At 54.2% G+C, this 17694-nt stretch carries 15 protein-coding genes and 1 pseudogene; 11 read left to right on the top strand and 5 right to left on the bottom strand.

Annotated elements, in window-relative coordinates; genetic code table 11:
* Positions 1-507 precede the first annotated feature (507 nt).
* Together DK391_RS19900 and gspG are read left to right on the top strand one after the other, a co-directional pair.
* The gene (locus DK391_RS19900; protein ID WP_109479689.1) at positions 508-1581 is read left to right on the top strand and encodes a hypothetical protein; all 1074 of its coding nucleotides are present in this window, start codon (positions 508-510) and stop codon (positions 1579-1581) included.
* 746 nt (positions 1582-2327) lie between these two features.
* A pseudogene (gene gspG, locus DK391_RS19895) lies at positions 2328-2657 on the top strand (type II secretion system major pseudopilin GspG); the annotation flags it as partial.
* Between the two features lie 371 nt (positions 2658-3028).
* Here the strand turns inward: gspG and DK391_RS19890 are convergent.
* Positions 3029-3682 carry a hypothetical protein gene (locus DK391_RS19890; RefSeq protein ID WP_109479688.1) on the bottom strand — a complete coding sequence of 218 codons (654 nt, stop codon included), beginning with the start codon at positions 3680-3682 and terminating at the stop codon, positions 3029-3031.
* A 915-nt stretch (positions 3683-4597) separates the two neighbouring features.
* On the opposite strand from DK391_RS19890, the gene DK391_RS19885 reads away from it, so the two are divergent.
* The 7 genes from DK391_RS19885 (at position 4598) to DK391_RS19860 (ending at position 9818) form a co-directional block, all read left to right on the top strand.
* A complete protein-coding gene (locus DK391_RS19885; protein ID WP_109479687.1) occupies positions 4598-5077 on the top strand; it encodes a hypothetical protein in 480 nt (159 codons plus the stop codon).
* A 1-nt stretch (position 5078) separates the two neighbouring features.
* Complete coding sequence (locus tag DK391_RS19880; RefSeq protein WP_109479686.1) at positions 5079-6797, top strand: hypothetical protein; 1719 nt, start codon at positions 5079-5081, stop codon at positions 6795-6797.
* 14 nt (positions 6798-6811) lie between these two features.
* On the top strand, positions 6812-7018 hold the full coding sequence (locus tag DK391_RS19875; RefSeq protein ID WP_109479685.1) for a hypothetical protein: 207 nt from the start codon (positions 6812-6814) through the stop codon (positions 7016-7018).
* 14 nt (positions 7019-7032) lie between these two features.
* The gene (locus DK391_RS19870) at positions 7033-7596 is read left to right on the top strand and encodes a hypothetical protein (protein ID WP_109479684.1); all 564 of its coding nucleotides are present in this window, start codon (positions 7033-7035) and stop codon (positions 7594-7596) included.
* A 2-nt stretch (positions 7597-7598) separates the two neighbouring features.
* A complete protein-coding gene (locus DK391_RS44920; protein WP_204117400.1) occupies positions 7599-8321 on the top strand; it encodes a hypothetical protein in 723 nt (240 codons plus the stop codon).
* Positions 8322-8360: 39 nt separating this feature from the next.
* Positions 8361-9155: an AAA family ATPase gene (locus DK391_RS44915; protein ID WP_204117399.1), complete on the top strand. Its 795-nt coding sequence runs from the start codon at positions 8361-8363 to the stop codon at positions 9153-9155.
* A 438-nt stretch (positions 9156-9593) separates the two neighbouring features.
* Positions 9594-9818 carry a hypothetical protein gene (locus tag DK391_RS19860; RefSeq protein WP_109479683.1) on the top strand — a complete coding sequence of 75 codons (225 nt, stop codon included), beginning with the start codon at positions 9594-9596 and terminating at the stop codon, positions 9816-9818.
* A gap of 542 nt (positions 9819-10360) precedes the next feature.
* Here DK391_RS19860 and DK391_RS19855 read toward each other — a convergent pair.
* Together DK391_RS19855 and DK391_RS19850 are read right to left on the bottom strand one after the other, a co-directional pair.
* Positions 10361-11890: a hypothetical protein gene (locus tag DK391_RS19855; RefSeq protein WP_109479682.1), complete on the bottom strand. Its 1530-nt coding sequence runs from the start codon at positions 11888-11890 to the stop codon at positions 10361-10363.
* A 166-nt stretch (positions 11891-12056) separates the two neighbouring features.
* A complete protein-coding gene (locus tag DK391_RS19850) occupies positions 12057-13217 on the bottom strand; it encodes a DNA cytosine methyltransferase (protein WP_109479681.1) in 1161 nt (386 codons plus the stop codon).
* 414 nt (positions 13218-13631) lie between these two features.
* Here DK391_RS19850 and DK391_RS19845 point away from each other — a divergent pair, with 414 nt between their 5' ends.
* Positions 13632-13919, top strand: a complete 288-nt coding sequence (locus DK391_RS19845) for a DUF2622 domain-containing protein (protein ID WP_109479680.1) — start codon at positions 13632-13634, stop codon at positions 13917-13919.
* Between the two features lie 756 nt (positions 13920-14675).
* Here DK391_RS19845 and DK391_RS19840 read toward each other — a convergent pair.
* Positions 14676-15731, bottom strand: coding sequence for a hypothetical protein (locus DK391_RS19840; RefSeq protein ID WP_109479679.1), 1056 nt, complete (start codon positions 15729-15731; stop codon positions 14676-14678).
* 444 nt (positions 15732-16175) lie between these two features.
* Here DK391_RS19840 and DK391_RS19835 point away from each other — a divergent pair, with 444 nt between their 5' ends.
* Complete coding sequence (locus DK391_RS19835; RefSeq protein ID WP_109479678.1) at positions 16176-16889, top strand: hypothetical protein; 714 nt, start codon at positions 16176-16178, stop codon at positions 16887-16889.
* A gap of 438 nt (positions 16890-17327) precedes the next feature.
* Here DK391_RS19835 and DK391_RS19830 read toward each other — a convergent pair whose 3' ends face one another.
* Positions 17328-17603 carry a hypothetical protein gene (locus DK391_RS19830; protein ID WP_109479677.1) on the bottom strand — a complete coding sequence of 92 codons (276 nt, stop codon included), beginning with the start codon at positions 17601-17603 and terminating at the stop codon, positions 17328-17330.
* Positions 17604-17694: the final 91 nt, after the last annotated feature.

The raw sequence follows: 17694 nt of genomic DNA, 5'->3' as shown, positions 1-17694 counted from the left end.
AGTTCGTGTTTACTTCCGATTGGGACGGTGATGCGACGCGTTCGGAACTCTGGAGCTTCCCCTGATGTTGTCGTCGGCGCTAGGCCATCGGGCTCCCTATAGAGACTTGACTGGCTTCGTAGCTTGGTTGGTCTACAAAGCAAGTGAGCCTGTACAAGACCTCAGTGCCGGGAAGCACGCGTTCAAAATGTGTCTCACGCTCGTCCCCTTACTCAGCGTCGCTACAGCACACACGAGCGACACGATGTGCAGTCGTATGTTACGGCGTGGTGAGGCTTAAGGTCGAAGTTGCAAATTTTGCAATACTGTTTTGGCGTTTCGAGCGCGATTTCACGGTTAAGGCGCTATCTCATTTTGCCGATATTGCAATTGGACAATGAGTCGCAAATGCTTCACACGAGTAAGCGTTTGACAACGCCGCCACCCAATAGGGCAGCGAAGTCTAAGGCTACGAATGAACGATCCGTTTGGTGTGAAGCTTTGCGCTAAACCTCACGGGACAGATGAATGGCAGAAGTGGAGCATCCCTGGGCCTATGTAAGCAGCACGGGTCCGGAGCGGGTCAGCGCCATCCAGGAGCGGATCGCACGTATACCGTTCGGCGGCAAGTCACTCGGAAAGACGTATTGGAGCCCGCACAAATCGGGATCCCGCTATCCGATGGAGCACGTAGTTCTCGAGAATAAAACGACATTCTTTAAATACAAGAACAAAGCGGATCAATCGAAGGGTGGTCCGGGAGAATCGTTGTCGCATCGTTTATTCAAGGACGCGATTTCGAAGCTGACCGGAACCCGGTTGAAGCTTATAGGAATGGGCGAACACCAGCTTGAAATACAAGCTGGTGCAACCGAGAAGGAAATTCTCTTTGATGATGGCAGATACTCCGCCGACGCGTATCTTCGTTTCACGTCTTCGACGAATCTCGCAATGCGATGGGAAGGGGAAGCATACATCGAAGTTCACCACAAGCACGAGGTACCGGTCGACAAGCAAAAGCGACTCCAAGGCCTTGGAATCCCCGTTATTGAAATCCCGTTGCCAGATTTTTTCTTGTATCGTCAGGAAAATAACAGTACTGCTGAGCGCGAAGAAGAGCACATAGATTGGGTCTGCAAAACGTTAGAAAAGAACGGATATCTCGAAGGAACAGTCATCAGCGATCGGCGTTCGAAAGAATTCCTTGAGACGATGATTACCGAGCTTGAGGAAAAACTTTCGGTGGCCGAGGCAAACGTCATGGCTGTAAAGAATGACCGGAATGATCGTCTCGCGCAGGGTGAAAGGGATGCAGCGCAGCTGAAGAAAGACATCGCTGACCTGCGATCAGGAGCAAGTCGGATTGTTACCAAGGTCGCCACTCTTCAAGGCGAGCTTGATATCGCTGGTGAGAGCCTTACGGCTGCGAATGAAGCTTTGACCGCGACAAGGTCCGCACTCGCTAAGGCGAAAGGCGCGGCGAAAAAATCGGCGGACGAAGTAGTCGCTCTGCGGGAGCAGTTGCGAACCAGGCTTTTTATAGAGGGTGCTGTCCTCGGCGTGTTGGTCACTATGGTCGTTGCTCTCTGCATTTGGGGATAGCGGGGCTTCGTCTTCACCGACCGACCCTCACGAGACAGGTCTGCTGACGCATGTCTCGTGGCGCGTCGTGGCTTATGGTAGCGTGACCGGCATTACGAAATGCTGCTGGGTAGTCAAAGCTCGAGTGTGCATTTGCGCGAAAATATTCATCGTGGCTACCATAAAGATTTTGCTCGTGTTTGCCGTTTAAGGGGGTAAGCGCTAGCTACGCTAGCGGGATCTCAAAAACTGAAAACAATCCCCGCACGGAGAATTTGATGTCCATTGAAGAAGCGATCGCAGATATTTCTTTTCAAAGAAATATGTACAGCGCGCAGGTGAAGAAGAAGTCCATCGCCTTCATATTGTGGTTTTTCCTGGGCGCTTTTGCAGCACAGCAGATGTATACAAAACGCTGGCTCATGGTGTTTTTTCACTATGTGTTTCATCTCGCCGTTCTGATTTCCATACCTGTATCCATCAAACAGGGAAATTTCTCGTTCATTGCTGTCTGGATAACACTCGGTGTGTACGCCTTCCTGGCGTTTGGGCTTTTTTGGTATCAGGTGGGTTGGCATAACCAGACTCTCGCCAATAGTTTGGCAAAAAAGCCAAATTCGTTCTGGCTGAAGACCCTGGCGCCGCAGGAGTTGATCTCAGTCGCTACTATCTCAATAGCCTTTGTGGTTTTGATCATTTTCCACCCGTTTGATAGCGTAAAGTCGCCATTTGACGACATTGCTGGCTTAAGCCAGAGCAACGGCTTTTTGAGTCGTCAGGATGAAACGCGCCGCATATCAGCGCGTCAAGATATCGGCACGATCATGCAGTCGCTGAAGCTCTATCGTCTCGACAATGGCAGCTATCCTACGCAGGCTCAGGGGTTGGCAGCGCTGGTGCAAATGCCTTCGGCTGAGCCAGTGCCGAACAACTGGAAGGAGGGCGGGTATCTCGAACGCCTGCCGAAAGACCCATGGGGCAATGCTTACCAGTATTCGAATCCCGGGGTGCACGGTGAGATTGACGTGTTCAGCTATGGCGCAGACGGTAAACCTGGCGGTGAAGGCAACGATGCAGACGTAGGGTCATGGCAATAGCGCACCACCGATTCGAATCCACGGTGTTCGCCTGATTGAGGGCATGTCTCAAGAGATTTGGACGGGATTGCGACATCCTGTCCAAATCCGACAATCCTCGCTTGTGATAGGTAGTTTTGGATCACTGCGCTAGCGTTTCCATCAGCCTCGTGAGACATGCATCCCGCTTCCACTGAGACAACTTCTCGGGTAACTTCAGGTCCGGAAAGAGTCGTTGTGTGTTCGGAATTTACAGAGCATCTAGCCCGCGTGAACATCATTCGAGTGCCGCTGGACGAACCTACGATAATAATCGCTCGCTAGTTCCTGCCGACACCAGTGCGAGAGGAATTAGCCGGCACCACACGGAAGAGCTATGGACGGGGAACCCGTCAACTCTCCGTCTCGCGTGGCGCAGCACGCTCGATAACCGCACCAGGAATGGACTCGACGGCCTTAGTGACCTCGCTGGTCAGTAGAACACAGATGCGCCGGTAGGAAACCTCGACGCCGGGAAGCATTCCTTCGAAATGTTTCTCAAGCTCATCGTCGTGCATTAGCATCATCGCCACGTAAGCAAACGGCATGATACCGCTCGCCTTTTTGCCGCGGAGTCTCTCATAAGGAGCCTTGTCACGCGGAACGCTCATCTTTTGAAACCAGGCGCCATCCGCTGATAGAAAGGCGAAGCCGAGTCCTTGCTCCGCCTTTGCTTGATCAATCATCTTCCAGAATTCCGGATCGGCCGGGTCGGCCAGCCAGATGAACTGAGCACCTCCCACCTGTATGCAAAATACCAGCAGGTGGCAGCCCAGGTTCTCGACGGTCGCGATACGAAAGCGATAGTCGTAATCCCCAATCGCTGCGGCTTTAAAACTGTCCGGATCAACTGCAGTGGCGAAGACAGGAGTACCAGGACGCATCGTTGCAGCATCCTCAAAGAGTTCTGAAAACTTGCCCGCACGATCAATCAAGGCGCCGTACACCGGTACGTAGTCACTGTTAGGTTGCGAATCCATATTGAGATTCGGTACGAAATTACTCATCTTCTTTCCTGAATGGCTGAATCGATTGGGCCGGATCATATATTAGTTTTGTGACAGACGCAAACTAATAATATTTAGTTAAATCAGTGGGTTAGTGTTATCAATTAATAATTTTCAATTCGAATTTATTTAATTTGTTATCAATTGATTGAGATGGATGTTTTCAATTTGAATTGTCAACAAGATCGCTCGCTGATAGTGCTGAGCATATTGTGCGGTTGGGTTGTATGTGCCTGCACTTTTTGCCCGTTCGGCGCGTAGTCCTGGCAGCAAACAAGGCACGCGTGCCGCATCCGAATCAATTCGGATATGCGACCGCTGGCTACCGAACTTTAGGGACGTTGATTGGGACGGTCGCGCTAACGGCTATCAGCCCATAGCCGTTACACCTGTACGCGCCTGCCGAACTATTTTGCGAAGTGCTGTAGCTCGTGGGCACAGCGGAAACGAGTAATGCGAAATGCCTCAAAGATCGATCCAATTTCATCGGTTACAGATCGAGGCAAGGTTTGTGTTGAAGAGTTAGCGGGCATCATCCAGAACGGATAACCGTCGACTTTGCGGTGCAAGGTCGGACGTCTTGCCGTTATTGCAATACTGCATTGCCATAGATGCAACCAGGACGAACCACGCGGCCCAGTTAGCGTTGGCGCTATCGAGAGGGGGCGCCCAGGATGAGCATGCTGCGCACTGAGCGCATGGCTCGGATGTTGCGCGCGACGACAACTGCTTCTACGCAGATTGTTGGCGAGTCATTAAGCGAGCACTAAAGATTCGTATCAGCTTGCCGTTACCTTGGGAGCGTAGCCCGATCCATGCACGGTGAACTACTACATCAGTTCGGAAGGGTATCCCGTCCGACGTGGAAAGCGTGGTCACGGGTCGAGGGGTATTTTAATTTTTAGCTGAATATCTATGGTTCGAAAGCTCCTGGTACCTGGCACGTCCAGTTCAGACCTGACTGCTTCGCTGAAGCAACCTGTGCAACCAACAACAACGCTCTCTCAGGACCAGGTCAACGTGCGGCTTCGTGTGAAACGCTCCGCGGCGTATATGGACGCTATCAGGAAGCTGGACACAGGCGGGCACGTCCATAACCGGCAGGCAGTGGAAGCGCTGGTTGCAGCCATAAGCGAAGAGTTTCCGGACGTCACGATTGACCAGCATCCGATTGGCATCGTGTCGAGGTGCTATCTGGGCGCTCCCTATGAGGTTCACACGCTCGACCGAACGGGCAACATCATTCAACACTACAAGAGCTTCGAGCCATTACCGCCTTTGCTCACTCGAGGCCGGGCTCTGGCTTTGCACGGGCAATACGCGTTTGTAGAAGTCTACGCGGACAAGGTAATTGCCGTCACATCAAGTGGCGATACGTCAATCGTTAAGGGATGAAATGAGCACCACAGAGCGAATTATCCAGGCCGCAGACCTTACATACATCAACAATAGTCTGAGAAGCCTGAACCGTGACATCGAGACGGTTTCGAAACAGGTGGCCGGCGTCGGTGGCGAACTTGCTGATACAAGGTCCGAACTGGCCCGGCTTGAGCAGGCTTTTATGCAGTTCGTCGCGGCAGACCTGCGCGCCAAGGAACTGGCGCTTGCCGAGACGCGCCAGATCAAGATCCGTCAGGAACTCGAGACGACGTATGGTTACTACGCCGAGGTTCGTCGGCAGGCCACAGGCATCCTGCAGGCGGCTGACGTCAATGTTGTCAGAACGGAAACCATCAAGTCTGCGACAGAAGGGCTTATGTTGTCGGCACCGCGCTATTGGCTTGCGCCGGCACTTGTGGCACTCGCGGCATGGCTGAATGACCAGCAGGATCTGGCAAAACGTGCATTGGCAGAGGCTATCCGCCGTGATGACGAGAAGACGTCTCTGTTCTTCGCGCTCATCAGCCGTCGCTCCGGACGTGGGAACGCCTGCCGTGTCTGGCTAGACCGGTACTTCGGCATGCAGGATCCGAAGAGCCTTGACCGGCAAAGCGTGATTCTTGTTGATGCACTGGCCAGCGGCATATTCGGCGGAGAGGTTCGTCTTCAATGTACGCGCCGCGTGGAATCGTGGGTCGAAGAACTTGCTGCCGAGGTCGGGTTCGTAGAGACACAACGCGAGCAGTGGAGCGACGGGCTGCTCACCAAGCGTCCGGATGAGAATCGGGCTGGGCGGTACACGCACCTATCGAGGTTCAGTCCGACGTGGACGGAACTGAACGCCTCGCTTAACGAGGCGGCGCTGCACGAAGTCGTTCGCGATCACTTTGTTGGCATTTTCGATGGTCCGCTTGTCCCAGCGCGCAGCATTGAGGCCGCTGTTGACGATCTGCTGGATTCCCTCGTCAGCAATTTCGATGACGAGGAACTGCCGCTGCGGCGCGAAGACCGACTCAACCAACTGGTCATCGAAGAATCCGGCGACCGGGTTGCGGCACAACGCCGGCAATCACTAGAGACCACAATTCTTGACGAACGGGTCAGTTTCACCCAGTTGCTGACGAACGCAGCGATGAATCCGCAACTGAGCAAGGCGACACGTGCAACGCAGCGTTACGCTACGGCGTTGTCGCGTGCATGGATTCGTGACGCGCACGATGACTTGACTGCGTCCTTCCGCGCTCGCGTCCCGGGGGGCATTGCTTTGTCTATCGAAGGATGGATGGGTTCGACGCGTAGCGGCGAGAATGAAACGGAGTTGCTGGATAGCCTTGGTGCATACCTGGACGCGGCGCGTGATGCAGCGCTTGCAAAACTGAAGCTTGGTTTCAAGCAATGGGCTGCCGTCGTGTTTGGTGTGTTCATGCTGGTCTGTGCGTTCTCCGCAGGCTGGCTCCTCGCCCTCGTCGGTATTGGTTCGATCGGATGGTTTTTCGCAGAGAAGAAGAAAATCGACAACGCCAGAATTCGACTGGCGCAGGAAGCGGCCAAAAAGAAAGAACAATGCGAGCAGGCGTTGAAGGCAACGCTCGCGGAATTGGTTGAATGGCGTAGGGAGTATGTACGTCGGGACGAGATTGCGGCCGAAGTGACCGCTTTCATCGATTCGATTTCACCGGAACAGCACATCCTCGCGTCGCACGACAACGTTCGACGCGTTATGTCCGCAGCCTGAAAGGAGCCAGTGCAATGAGCCGTCAATTTCTCAACAGCGCAGCGGATACTCCGCCCGCCGACTCGCTGGCCCAAAGCCCCGAGCAGACGCAAGATCGGCGTCAGGCATCGATGGGGGCGAGTGATATGGCGTCGGGCCATACTTTCAACGAAGCCCTCGCTGGCGCGTTTCCCGAGTGGGACCTCCTTCCCGCAACGCCATTTGTGCGACGCGTGAAGTGACGAATGGCTCTCGCATGAAAATACCGACGACTTATGCCGAGTGGTCGGTATGCCTCGACTTATTTGAGTCGGGCGGCAGCGATGACGAGGCGATTGAGGCGATGCAAACTGGTTCGCTGAGCTGGACGGGGGGCGTTGCTCCCCTGTTTGCAAGAAGAACCAGCGAAACCGTCGACGTCCGGCTTAAGCGAATCGCTGAGGGGATGTCGCGAGCTTTGCATCTGGGCGGAGACGCGACGACGCTAGCTAGGGCAATGCTGGATGCACGACAGAAGCTTGTAAGCGTGTATCGATTTGCAACCCTCCCTGTATTTGCAGACGAATTGAGAGAAAGTCTGCAAAAGCAGGTTGCACAGTACGCGGAAACAGCACAGAAGGCATTGGAAGATAGCGCGAAGCACGACCGCAGCGGGCAACTGGCAAGTGCGGTTCGCAACAGCAGCCTGCTCCATTTCCGCGGCAGCGTGGCTGCCACAGAGGCACCTGCCGGAGGGCCTCAGGCCGCTACGCCTCGCACTTCTACGAATAACAACACGAGCGTAGCTACACAACAGCGGCGCCGGAACATCCTGACATAAGCATGAGCGATACCAAAGAATTTCGCAGCACGCTGACACGCTACCTGAAAGCCAGGGTCCCGTTCATTTCGATTCGGAGCGCGGAACGCTCGCGTGTCCTCGACATCCTTCGTGAGATCGCACAAGGTCTGAATAATGCACCTGTGTACGTTCACACGTTGTCTCAGGGCACGAAAGAGCTGATCAGCAACCGCGAGATTAATCCGGACCGCTCTGCGGTTGGTGCACTTGACCATGCGAGCCAGCAGATCTCCCAGAGGCAGAATCTGACGTTTGTTCTGACTGAGTCGCCGGACTCAGAGGACGACACGCCGTTTGCACGGCAACTGCTGGACACCGTCATGCTAGCTGCGGAGAACGGTGGCGCGATCGTGATTATAACGACAAAGCCAGTCTGGGGGCAGCTGCAACGGCTCGGCATGTCGCTGACGTTGTCCGCACCCTCTGAAGACGAAATGCTGGAAATCATCCGGGAGCAAATTGGGGCTTACCGGTCGGACTACCGGATTGAGTGGGACGAGGCGGATGAACGAGAGGCTGCCGCCATCCTGACTGGCATCTCCAGGATTGAGGCGGAGAACATTATTGCCACGTTGCTCGCCAATGGTTGCATCGTCAAGGACGACCTTGCCCAGCTAACTCATGCGAAAGACCGTATCTTTGCCGATATTTCAGGAATTGAGCGTGTGCAGGTTCGCGGCTCGGAGCTCAACGTCGGCGGCTAGGGAGGGCTGAAGGCCTGGCTCGACAAAGAGCGTCCGCTATTGACTGCAGATTTGCGGGAACGCGGAATCCGGCCTCCGCGTGGCGTGCTGCTTGTCGGCGTTCCCGGCTGCGGAAAGTCACTTTCTGCGAAGGCTATCGCGCACAACTGGAAGATGCCGCTGTACCGTCTGGACCTCTCAACCATCCATGGCCAATATCTTGGTCAAAGCGAGGGGCGGTTAAAAGACGCTCTAAGCACAGCCGACCACGTTGCACCATGTGTCCTCTGGATCGACGAGATCGAGAAGGGACTCGCCGGCGCAACCCAAGGGTCCGGTGACGGAGGCACGTCGACGCGGCTGGTCGGACAGTTCCTCTACTGGTTGCAGGAAGCACGCTCCCGTGTATTCGTCGTTGCAACTGCAAACGACGTGTCGCGACTCCCGCCAGAACTCCTGCGTCGCGGCCGCTTTGACGAGCTTTTCTTTGTGGATCTGCCAACGGCGGAGGAGCGGAAGGACATTATCAATATCTACATCCGCCGTGGTCTGAAATACCAGCCGACCGATGCTTTGATGACCGAGCTGGTAGAGGCATCCGAAGGGTTTGCGGGTTCGGATCTCGAATCTGCAGTTCGCGAAGTGGTGAAGGAAGCGTTTTTGAGTGGCGACGCGGTGGTATCTGACGACCTTTTCCGGCGAAGTTTTCACAATGTTGTACCCCTCTCAAAAACGAGTCCCGAGCAGATCGAAAATATTCGCGCGTGGGGCCGCGAAAGGGCCGTCCCAGCCTCCGGACAACCGATTGGCGGAGCAGGGCAGCAGCAACGGGCGCGGCGCGCTGTCTTGGCTTGAAGAGCGTTCGCCCGGATTAGCCTCCGTTTTTAGTTGCGATGCGATCGGTGGCTTTGGCCAAGTTTGAAAAACGTCCAACGCGTCGATTCAGATGGCCGGAGGCTCACGTGGGGCTGCCTTGCGCGGCGTTCATGCAGCGTATAGAAGTGTGGTACGCGAGCAGTGGCTCGGCAGCCGGGTTGCAAGCCATCCCGGAGTGCGAACAGCACCCATGGTGGTGGCGTTCTCGCCGCGCCCCTCAGCAGGGGCGAGCGTTTGCCCTGCGAAAGCAAACTGGGCGAACAGAGAGGCGCACCTTAGAATAAACGGCTTGAAAATGTCGTTCCATCAGCACAAACGAGGCTTTTTGGTTAGTATCCGCGGGACACGACTTTTGATGAAAATCCCAAGGCTACCCCGTGCATGCGAGCTTTGGGGAGGGGCAGGAAACAACTAGCGATGAAAAGCGAAAATCTGAAAGACACGCAACGCAGTGAAGCGCTGTGGGCCGTAGCTGAAGCGATTGAAGGCGCAACTCGAGCTATCCGCAAAGCGAGAAACAAGCTGAATCCGGAGGACTGTCCTCCAGGGTCGCAACTCCGACGGATGATAATCGTCGAATTCCTAACCGATTGCATTCAATCGATTGGGGAAGATGTTGAAGGGGAGCGATCAAGCGGATGACACGGTAGCTGGTGTCAAAGAGCGAGCCGTTCCGCTTGCGGATCGAAGAGGTTAGTGCTGGCCCGCTGCAAACCGGGTCCGGGCGGACGAGCGAGCGGCACCACAAATCCTTGTTGCTGCAGGAACAATCCCCCGCCAAAGGCTGCCACCGCGTCCGGTTTCGGCCACAGAGCGTCTCGAACTTGTCTGGCTCGAAGCAGCGCTTCGCTCTCATCTGGGAACGCTGCAAGGCTTTGAAACACGCTCGTTGACGAAAAAATCGTCGAGAAACCTACTTTTCCGTTTGCGTAGAGCGACGAAAAACGTTGCTGTATGCAAACCAAATAGCAATTTTTTCGTTTTCGTTCCCGGTATTGAGGGCACGTCGAATTGGACTTTGGACAACTCATGTCCCGTTTCACGCAATCAGGCGTCGTTGGAACGTGCTGACGCCTTGAGTTGACATTCCCGATGCCCGGTACGCGCGAGCCCGCGAGCCTGCTCGACAATTCGAAGGAGAAGCCTCGGGTCACGCAGGTACTCGGGCGATGAATCGCGATTGCTTAGCTGGTTGGAACTAATTTATCAGCGATGCGATCCATCTCGGGAAAAAAACCTACGGTGTCGAATATCGTCGGCTTGAGTTGGCTCCCATCCTTTCTCGACACAGTCTGATTGGCGGCCGCGTAGATCCAGTCACCATCGTTCAAGGTATAAGTATCCAGATATTTCGGGCGAACGCGAGCTATCGACTCGAAATCGGTGAAGCGATTGAACCGGTACACAACGAGAATCACCACCGTCCCGAAAACGTACGCGACGGGCAATTCCGACCTGAAGTGTTCGAGAACCTTCAGCGCATCGTCGTGTGGCATCCAGAAAGACCGGTTCACCTTTATATGAAAACAAGATTCACCGTGCTGATATTCCGAAAAGAAACGGCGGATACCGTCATCGCGCGCGAGCTGGTCACGCTGTTGCAGCCAATCGTCGGGTAGGTGTACCGCGAGACAATACCGTTCTGCGGAGTGGTTCCATAAGGACCTGGGTAACGATTTGTATTCGAGGAGGAAACAGCCCTTGCTGCTGCCGCCTTCAGTGCGTAAGTAATCGATTGCAACCGCTGTCTGCTCGGTCTCACGCAGACGTTGTGTTTCGTTCAGGTGGGGTGGTCGAAGTCTGCGACTGAACATTGAATAAACGCTTTCTGCCGAAACATCATGAGCGATGTCATCACGCATCGTTGACATCATCAGCTTGATGATGCGGAGAGCGAGATTGCGGTCGCAGTGGATTTTGAGCAAGTCGCGCAGGTAATGCCCAAGTGCTGCCCAGACAAGTTCTGTGCGCCTATTGCCCTCAACCAGGCGTGTAGCTGCCACGCGGACTTCGTCGAGGCATTCCCCGGCCAGCAAAGCCCTCATCAGGTCAGGTTTGTCCTGCTTCAACCAATCGATCGCGACGTTCGCGTCAACAGCTTTCCAGAAGTTGCTGTCGGCTCCGTTGTCCATACGGGTGAGGTACCGGGAGACCCAATTCACTGCGGCTTTGACGTTGTCGGTAGTAGACCGAGTTGCGGACTTGAATTCCAGAATCCGGGTTGCGCCCTCGTGGTCAAACCCTTGAGGTGGCACCGGTCGGCGTAACGAACGCAGCAAGGCGCGTTCCGCTCGAACAAGGCGTCCATCGATATCCTGTCGCTGCGTGATGTCGAGCGCTGCCTTCGCGAACAATTCGCGGAAATGCTTTGAAGCCGGTGCGTCCCATCTGGTTAGAGCATATTCAAGGTGTTCGAGTTGAACCCGGCGCTTCGGAATGTTCCATGCATGCGGGTCGTATTCCTCCTCTACGAACTGAATTGAGAACGCGCGCAGCTGAGCATACTCGTCGAGTATCGCGATGAGTTGGTCCGCGAGATCTTCCTGATATATCTGGAAGGTAAGCCGAGGGTTTCTCTGCCGCAGAATCCACATCAACAGCTTGGTTGGAGCTCTATAAATGCTAACGGGTGTTGAATCATCCAGCCGCGCCATATGGGACATGGCGGCGAGAAGAGCGTCTTGAAGCAAGCGGTCGTGTTTTGTATTGGGCATATCGAGGAAGTCTCGCTCTTTCGGGAACGTGGAGGTCTGGATGCGTATAGCCTTTGGGTTTTATCCTTCCTGACCCGAGCGACCTCAAACACTTGTGATGAGCTTCTGCGCGACTGAGTGCCAGTGTTCCGTCTGTGATTCTCGACGTGCTTCGGCTGCGCTCAATTCAACCCAGCATTTCCCTTATCCACGAGCCCGCAACTTCGGCCAATTGCACAGGCACTGCGTTGCCAAGCTGTCGCATAGCCTGTGACCAGGAGCCTGTGGGTAGAAAAGAGTCGGGCATTCCCTGAAGTCGTGCTGCTTCACGTACCGTGAAGTGTCGCGTGCGGCCATCGTCCAGAATCACCATATTCTCGCCACCGGGAACGCCGTGAACGCCAGCCTTCAGGGCTTTTGCAGGCGCATTCAGTTGGCTCCCTATGTGTCCGGGGTACTGTTTGCCGAAGCCGCGCGATTCATGGCCGCTGATGCTGGAGGTACTCTCTGGCTCGCCAAGACCCACGAAGGCGTCGCGACAGGTTCGCCAGGAGAGTGAGGAAGGTGCTGCCCCAGAGCGGGCGAGGGATGCAATAAGTGCTGCCTCGGAACGCGGGATGGCAGCATTGATAGGTCGGGGCAGGCCGTGCCTGTCCCAATAATCGCCTGAAATCCATTTGTCCCACACCAGTCGGCGAGCCGAGTGGGTTGCCGCAGGGAATGGGCGAAGGGCGCCGACGTCGCGGCGAATGCCTGCAATCAGGACTCTCTCTCGTTTTTGCGGTGCCCCATAATCAGCGGCATTTACAGGGATGACCGCGACTTCATACGCTCGCGCTTCCGACGAACGTCCGCCGCATTCCAATGCTTCGACAATGTTTTCAAGGTAGGAGGCAAACGAGGGGCGAAGAAGTCCTCTGACATTCTCGAATAGAAACGCTCGCGGTTGCATCTCGCGGACTGCCCGGATTGCCTCGGGCCACATGTCTCGTTGATCGTATTTTCCGGCTGCCAAACCAGCTGCCGAGAACGGCTGGCACGGAGGACCGCCCGCAACGAGATCAACATCGCTGAAAGTTGCCCAGTCGACGTTGCGTACGTCATCTTCGATGATAAGTGACGTTGCCCGAGCCGCGTCTGGTGCAAAGTGCCGACGCAAGGTTTCGCAGGCGTGCTTGTTGAATTCAGCCATCACCAAATGTTGAAAACCGGCTTGCGACAGACCGGTTGCCATTGCGCCGCATCCGGCGAATAGCTCAACGCACGAGTAGCGAAGAGGAAAGAGTTTGGGGTCGAGGTGAAGCGCTTCAGGATAGGCTTCGTTGCAATAGGGACGGTTTGCGGGCATGACACGAGCTCTGATGGAAAGCTCGTGTAGCGCCCGTTTTTATCGTGATTTCGTTGACATTCGCGAGATCGCTGGCGTCAGCGCCTAAAAGTGCGCTAGCGCGGAGGGAAAGCGCTCGGCCGGCGGCTCACTGTGAAAAGCGACGATTTGTATCGTCATTTCGAAATGGATCTGTGTCTTCAATCCGGTTGTCAGAACACAAGAGCGGTCCGGTTGTTGAAGCAAGAACGGCCATCGCCGAGTCGTATCGGTAGCTCTGCCTATGCTCTCGGCCTGTGAAGCGCCGACTGTTCTCCGGATGGTTTGCGTGATTAGGGTTTACACGGGAGTTGAAGATGCATAGGATTTGCTGCATATACTGGCGAGGCGCTCGGGGCCGGGCGCAGTCAACAGCAAGTCACAACAGGATGGGAAATGGCTGAATTCATGACACGCGTCGAACTTCACGGCGAGCAAGCAGGTGATTACGACAAGTTGCACGAGCAGATGGAGGCGCGTGGTTTCAAACGCACCGTGTCGCTGGGAGAAACAACGTTTCGCATGCCGGATGCAACGTACCTTTCAACCGGTTCGCATACACCAGAGCAGGTGTATGCAGCAGCACAAGCGGCTGCAGTTGCCATCGGCCGGAAAGCCGGTGTCTTCGTGGCGCAAAGCACTAGCAACTTGCAAATGTGGGCCGGTGGTTTGATTCCGGTATAACGATGCTCGCTCGGCTGTTGTGGCAATTGGCGGGCGGCTTTTCGAGGCATCTGGGAGATGAACACTAATCGGCCGTTAAGAATAGGTTTATTGGACCTCTCAGTACTTTCGCATGTCACCAGAGCCAGAGACTCTTGAGTAACTGACAGCTCCAGTATGCGTTGGGCGTTCGGTTCGGTGTTCATACGAGCAACTCGTCACAACTATTGCTCAAGCGAAGGGTCGCCGTGTGAATTAGCCGCATGGTGGCTTCAGAGACGCCTTGGTCGGCTCTGCGTTTCAGAATGTGGTGAGCAGGTTTTCGAACGATTGAGGTGCAGTCAGTTTGTTGTATTGAGTTAGGTTATAAACGACCACACAACAAAATTTCAATCCGGAGAGTGACCGCGATGCGAACGCGCTTGACCTTTTTACGCCGTTGCAAGAAGACATACGGAAGTTCTCTCTGCTGCCATCTCTCTTCGAACTGTGGAGATACTCGCCAAGAAAGCCGCTGAGCGCAAAGCCGTTTCGAGAGTTGCCAAGGCTGTCATCTCCCGCTACCCCGACTATCGTGCGGAGCGATTTCTCGACGAATTTGCAGACGAAGTCAGAAAAGAGTAGGACGTCCTTCAAGAGTCGGCGAATTTGATCGACTATCTAGATTTTGTCGCGAAAGATGAGGCGCGGTCGAGCGCACTGTTCGATGCTTATCGCCGCGTGTGCCTTTCTGTGGAATTTCGAATCCGTTCGTCGGTTCCGCCACCATGATTCTGCTCAGAAAGGGATTTCCTCAAGCTCATCTGGGTCGCTCGTCAGTGAGCGTTCTGTGCCCCAGCCTTCTTCGAACATGCTGAATCGTTCTTCTGCGACAACAGTGGAGCCGTTCGGAAGCCGTACAATCTTATCGCGATGAGGCAGTAGATGATGAGAGTCCGGTCGACCCGCATAATCTTCAATGGTCAAACCATCGACAAGACTATTGAACCGGTGCAAGGCCAGAGCGCACGTATCGGTTGAAACAAACAGGATGGGAAGTTCAGTGCTGAACTCTCGCAGGTGGCTGCTCATTCGCATCGCGTCCAGGCGGATGGTGCCCGATGCGAGTTCGAGTACGAGCGTTGGCTTGTGATAATGACGCTGAGTGACAGCCAGCGACGGAGCATCGTGTGTCACATAGGTCGAATACTCGGCCATCCACTCGTCAGACACCTTGATTGCGAGATGGTTTCGCCAAAAATTGGTCCTCAGAGGGGAGGGAAGTTGAGTGTCTCTGAGATGAAAAACCGTGCGGTCCGCAAATTCACTCGATCTGAATTCCTCGATGAAGCGCGATGTTTCGGCAGTCCATGTCGTCGTCCCTGCGGTTGTGACAGATTCCGTGGTTCCAGCGTTGACTGCGAAAGAAAGCATTCGGTCATACGACGCCCTGATGTCCGCAGACCATTGTGTGGCTAGCCGTTTGCGCGCACCAGGCACTTCTGAGTCGTGTTGCTTGCTCGCGGACGTTGAGAGCACTGGACCTTCGTAGGGTTTTCCGTCAAGCGCGGCCTCCACCAATGTGGCGACGCGGCACATGTCTTGAAGGAAAACCGGTGCGGCTTCGGCGTAGGCTTGGAAAAGATGTTCATCCCGCTCACAACGTTCCCGGATGTCACCTCTGTGACGAAACAGGAACGAAAACGCGCTCGCAGGTGTCAGGTTTTTCCAGGCCGCCAGGTACCGCCCGTCGGGTGATGCAACTGCTAATACCTCTCTTTCAAGTTCGAAAAGCAACTCTGGCAGTGTGATAGGTTCCGGGATTGGCAGCTCATAATCGTCAGGGTATCGCATGGCGGCATGTGTCCTTGTTGTTGATGCGCCGCTCATTCGGCGCAGATTGTTGGTCGAGTGGCCGGTGCCTCGACGTGACGATTGATAGCAATCGCGACTCGTCTCGATAGAAACGCGCGATTCCCGTGCCAAGTCGAACGGCCTTTATCGGATCCGGACTGTTGGGTCAGTGCCGAAGCAGGAAGTTGAAAGAGATTATTGATAATTCTTTTATAAATCAAGTATTGTTGATAAATATCCAATTATTTATACGTCATTTAAACTCTTATACTATTCTTGTGATTTTGTCGCATCTGAATGGGAGCGCAAGTAAGTGGGGTGGGCGTCAAGGATAAATAGTTATCGCGAAGGTCATTTTCAAAGTTGATATAATTTAAACGTTGATTTATGTAGGATTGGCCATTAATCTATTTTCATTAAATTGAAAATGATGTTTTAGCCAACATGAACGTCGTCAATGCAGCACGTAGGTTTTCTGGTATTCATCTCGGTATCATTTCGCCAGCTTCGCAATTTCAGGACTTGCGACTTAAAGGTCTTGTTCTCGAGCAGGTGGTGAAATTTGATCCTCTGCCATACGCAAAGGCTCGTCGTGCAGTTTTCGATATGTGTCTGGTTGGTACCAATACCGACCCCCTGCTAATGTTCCTGCTTCAGATAAAGGACGCACGTCTGGTCTGGCTGGCGAATCCTGCTGAGCCAGATGTCTGGGACGCAGTCGACAACTGGAAAGCCAACGGTTCGGTTTCCGTTGCTCTGAGCAATGGGACAACGCATATCTTCAACATCCCGTATCGCTACCGCACCGATGAGTCTTTTCGCGCTCTACGTCACAACATTCGTCTTGCCGTTGACTTGTTGACAGCAGACGCGATTGCGCTTTTGGCTGCTGGAGCGCTCGATGAATATGAATTTCCCGGCCTGCCGGCTCCGAAACTCCTCACCGCATGCCTTGTTTACACGCCGGGAGTGGACGACACACTCAAGACTCTCGGCTACGAAGCGAAGTGGGATGCACAGGCTTACGAATTCTGTGCGCGCAAGTCGTTGGTTGTCTTGCGACGATGGTATTACCAACTACACAGTGACGCTCGGCGCTTACCACTCTTAGCCGGTTCTCATGTTTTGTCTATACCGGACGTGTGGCAGGGCGCCTAGGGATATCAGTTTGCAATTTATGTTCTGGGAGACTCGGTGGATCCGTTTTCAACTTTCACGCGACCAGCTGTCGTCGTCGATTGGGCATTCAATTTTACTGCGCTCCGACTTGACGTGCGACATCGCGGAAGACATATGCGCGTACGTAGCTTAGTACCCGACGGCCACGATGATGAAGGCTGTTTTATCTCTTTGGCGCGACCGATCGCTCGATAGTCTTCTTTTATCCCAGGTTTTCAACCGGATCTGCAATGAGCTGACATTCGCGCCGATTCGCGAATGTGGAGGGACTTGAGTGAATTCGCTATTGTTCTGGATCTGGCAATCAGCGTACAACAAACGCAGACTCAGCGAGCTTTCGGGCCACTTGGGCTATGCGTTGAACTTTGATGAATAGGTACATTGCCATTGTCGGCGGTCCCTCCACGATGACCTTTGCTACGAGTTCGAGCCGGGGCCCAGGAAGGCCTTCCAGAAATCAGCGTATAAAGCTTGTTTCCTTCGTTGCAGATAGTAACTCGCAAGTGCAATGGTGAGGCTCGTCGAAAGCAGTGCGCATATGGCGGTCAAGCCAGAAATGTCGATTCTGCACATCACCAGCATATCTTTCATCGCAAGGACGGCGGATAGGTCGAAGTAGGGCACAACTGTTACAGAAAGAGACCACACAACCAGCGCGAGAGGGTCACCGCGACTCGATTTAACGTTCAACATGAAATGCTCCTTTCGTTTTTCTCGAAAGGTGTAGCGTTCTCTTTTAAACGAAACGTAATACAGAATTTACGGAATCGTATCTAAAGATCAT

This window comes from Paraburkholderia sp. C35 (assembly GCF_003121405.1).
Classification (GTDB): Bacteria; Pseudomonadota; Gammaproteobacteria; order Burkholderiales; family Burkholderiaceae; genus Paraburkholderia.
This window is presented reverse-complemented; position numbering and strand designations above follow the sequence as displayed.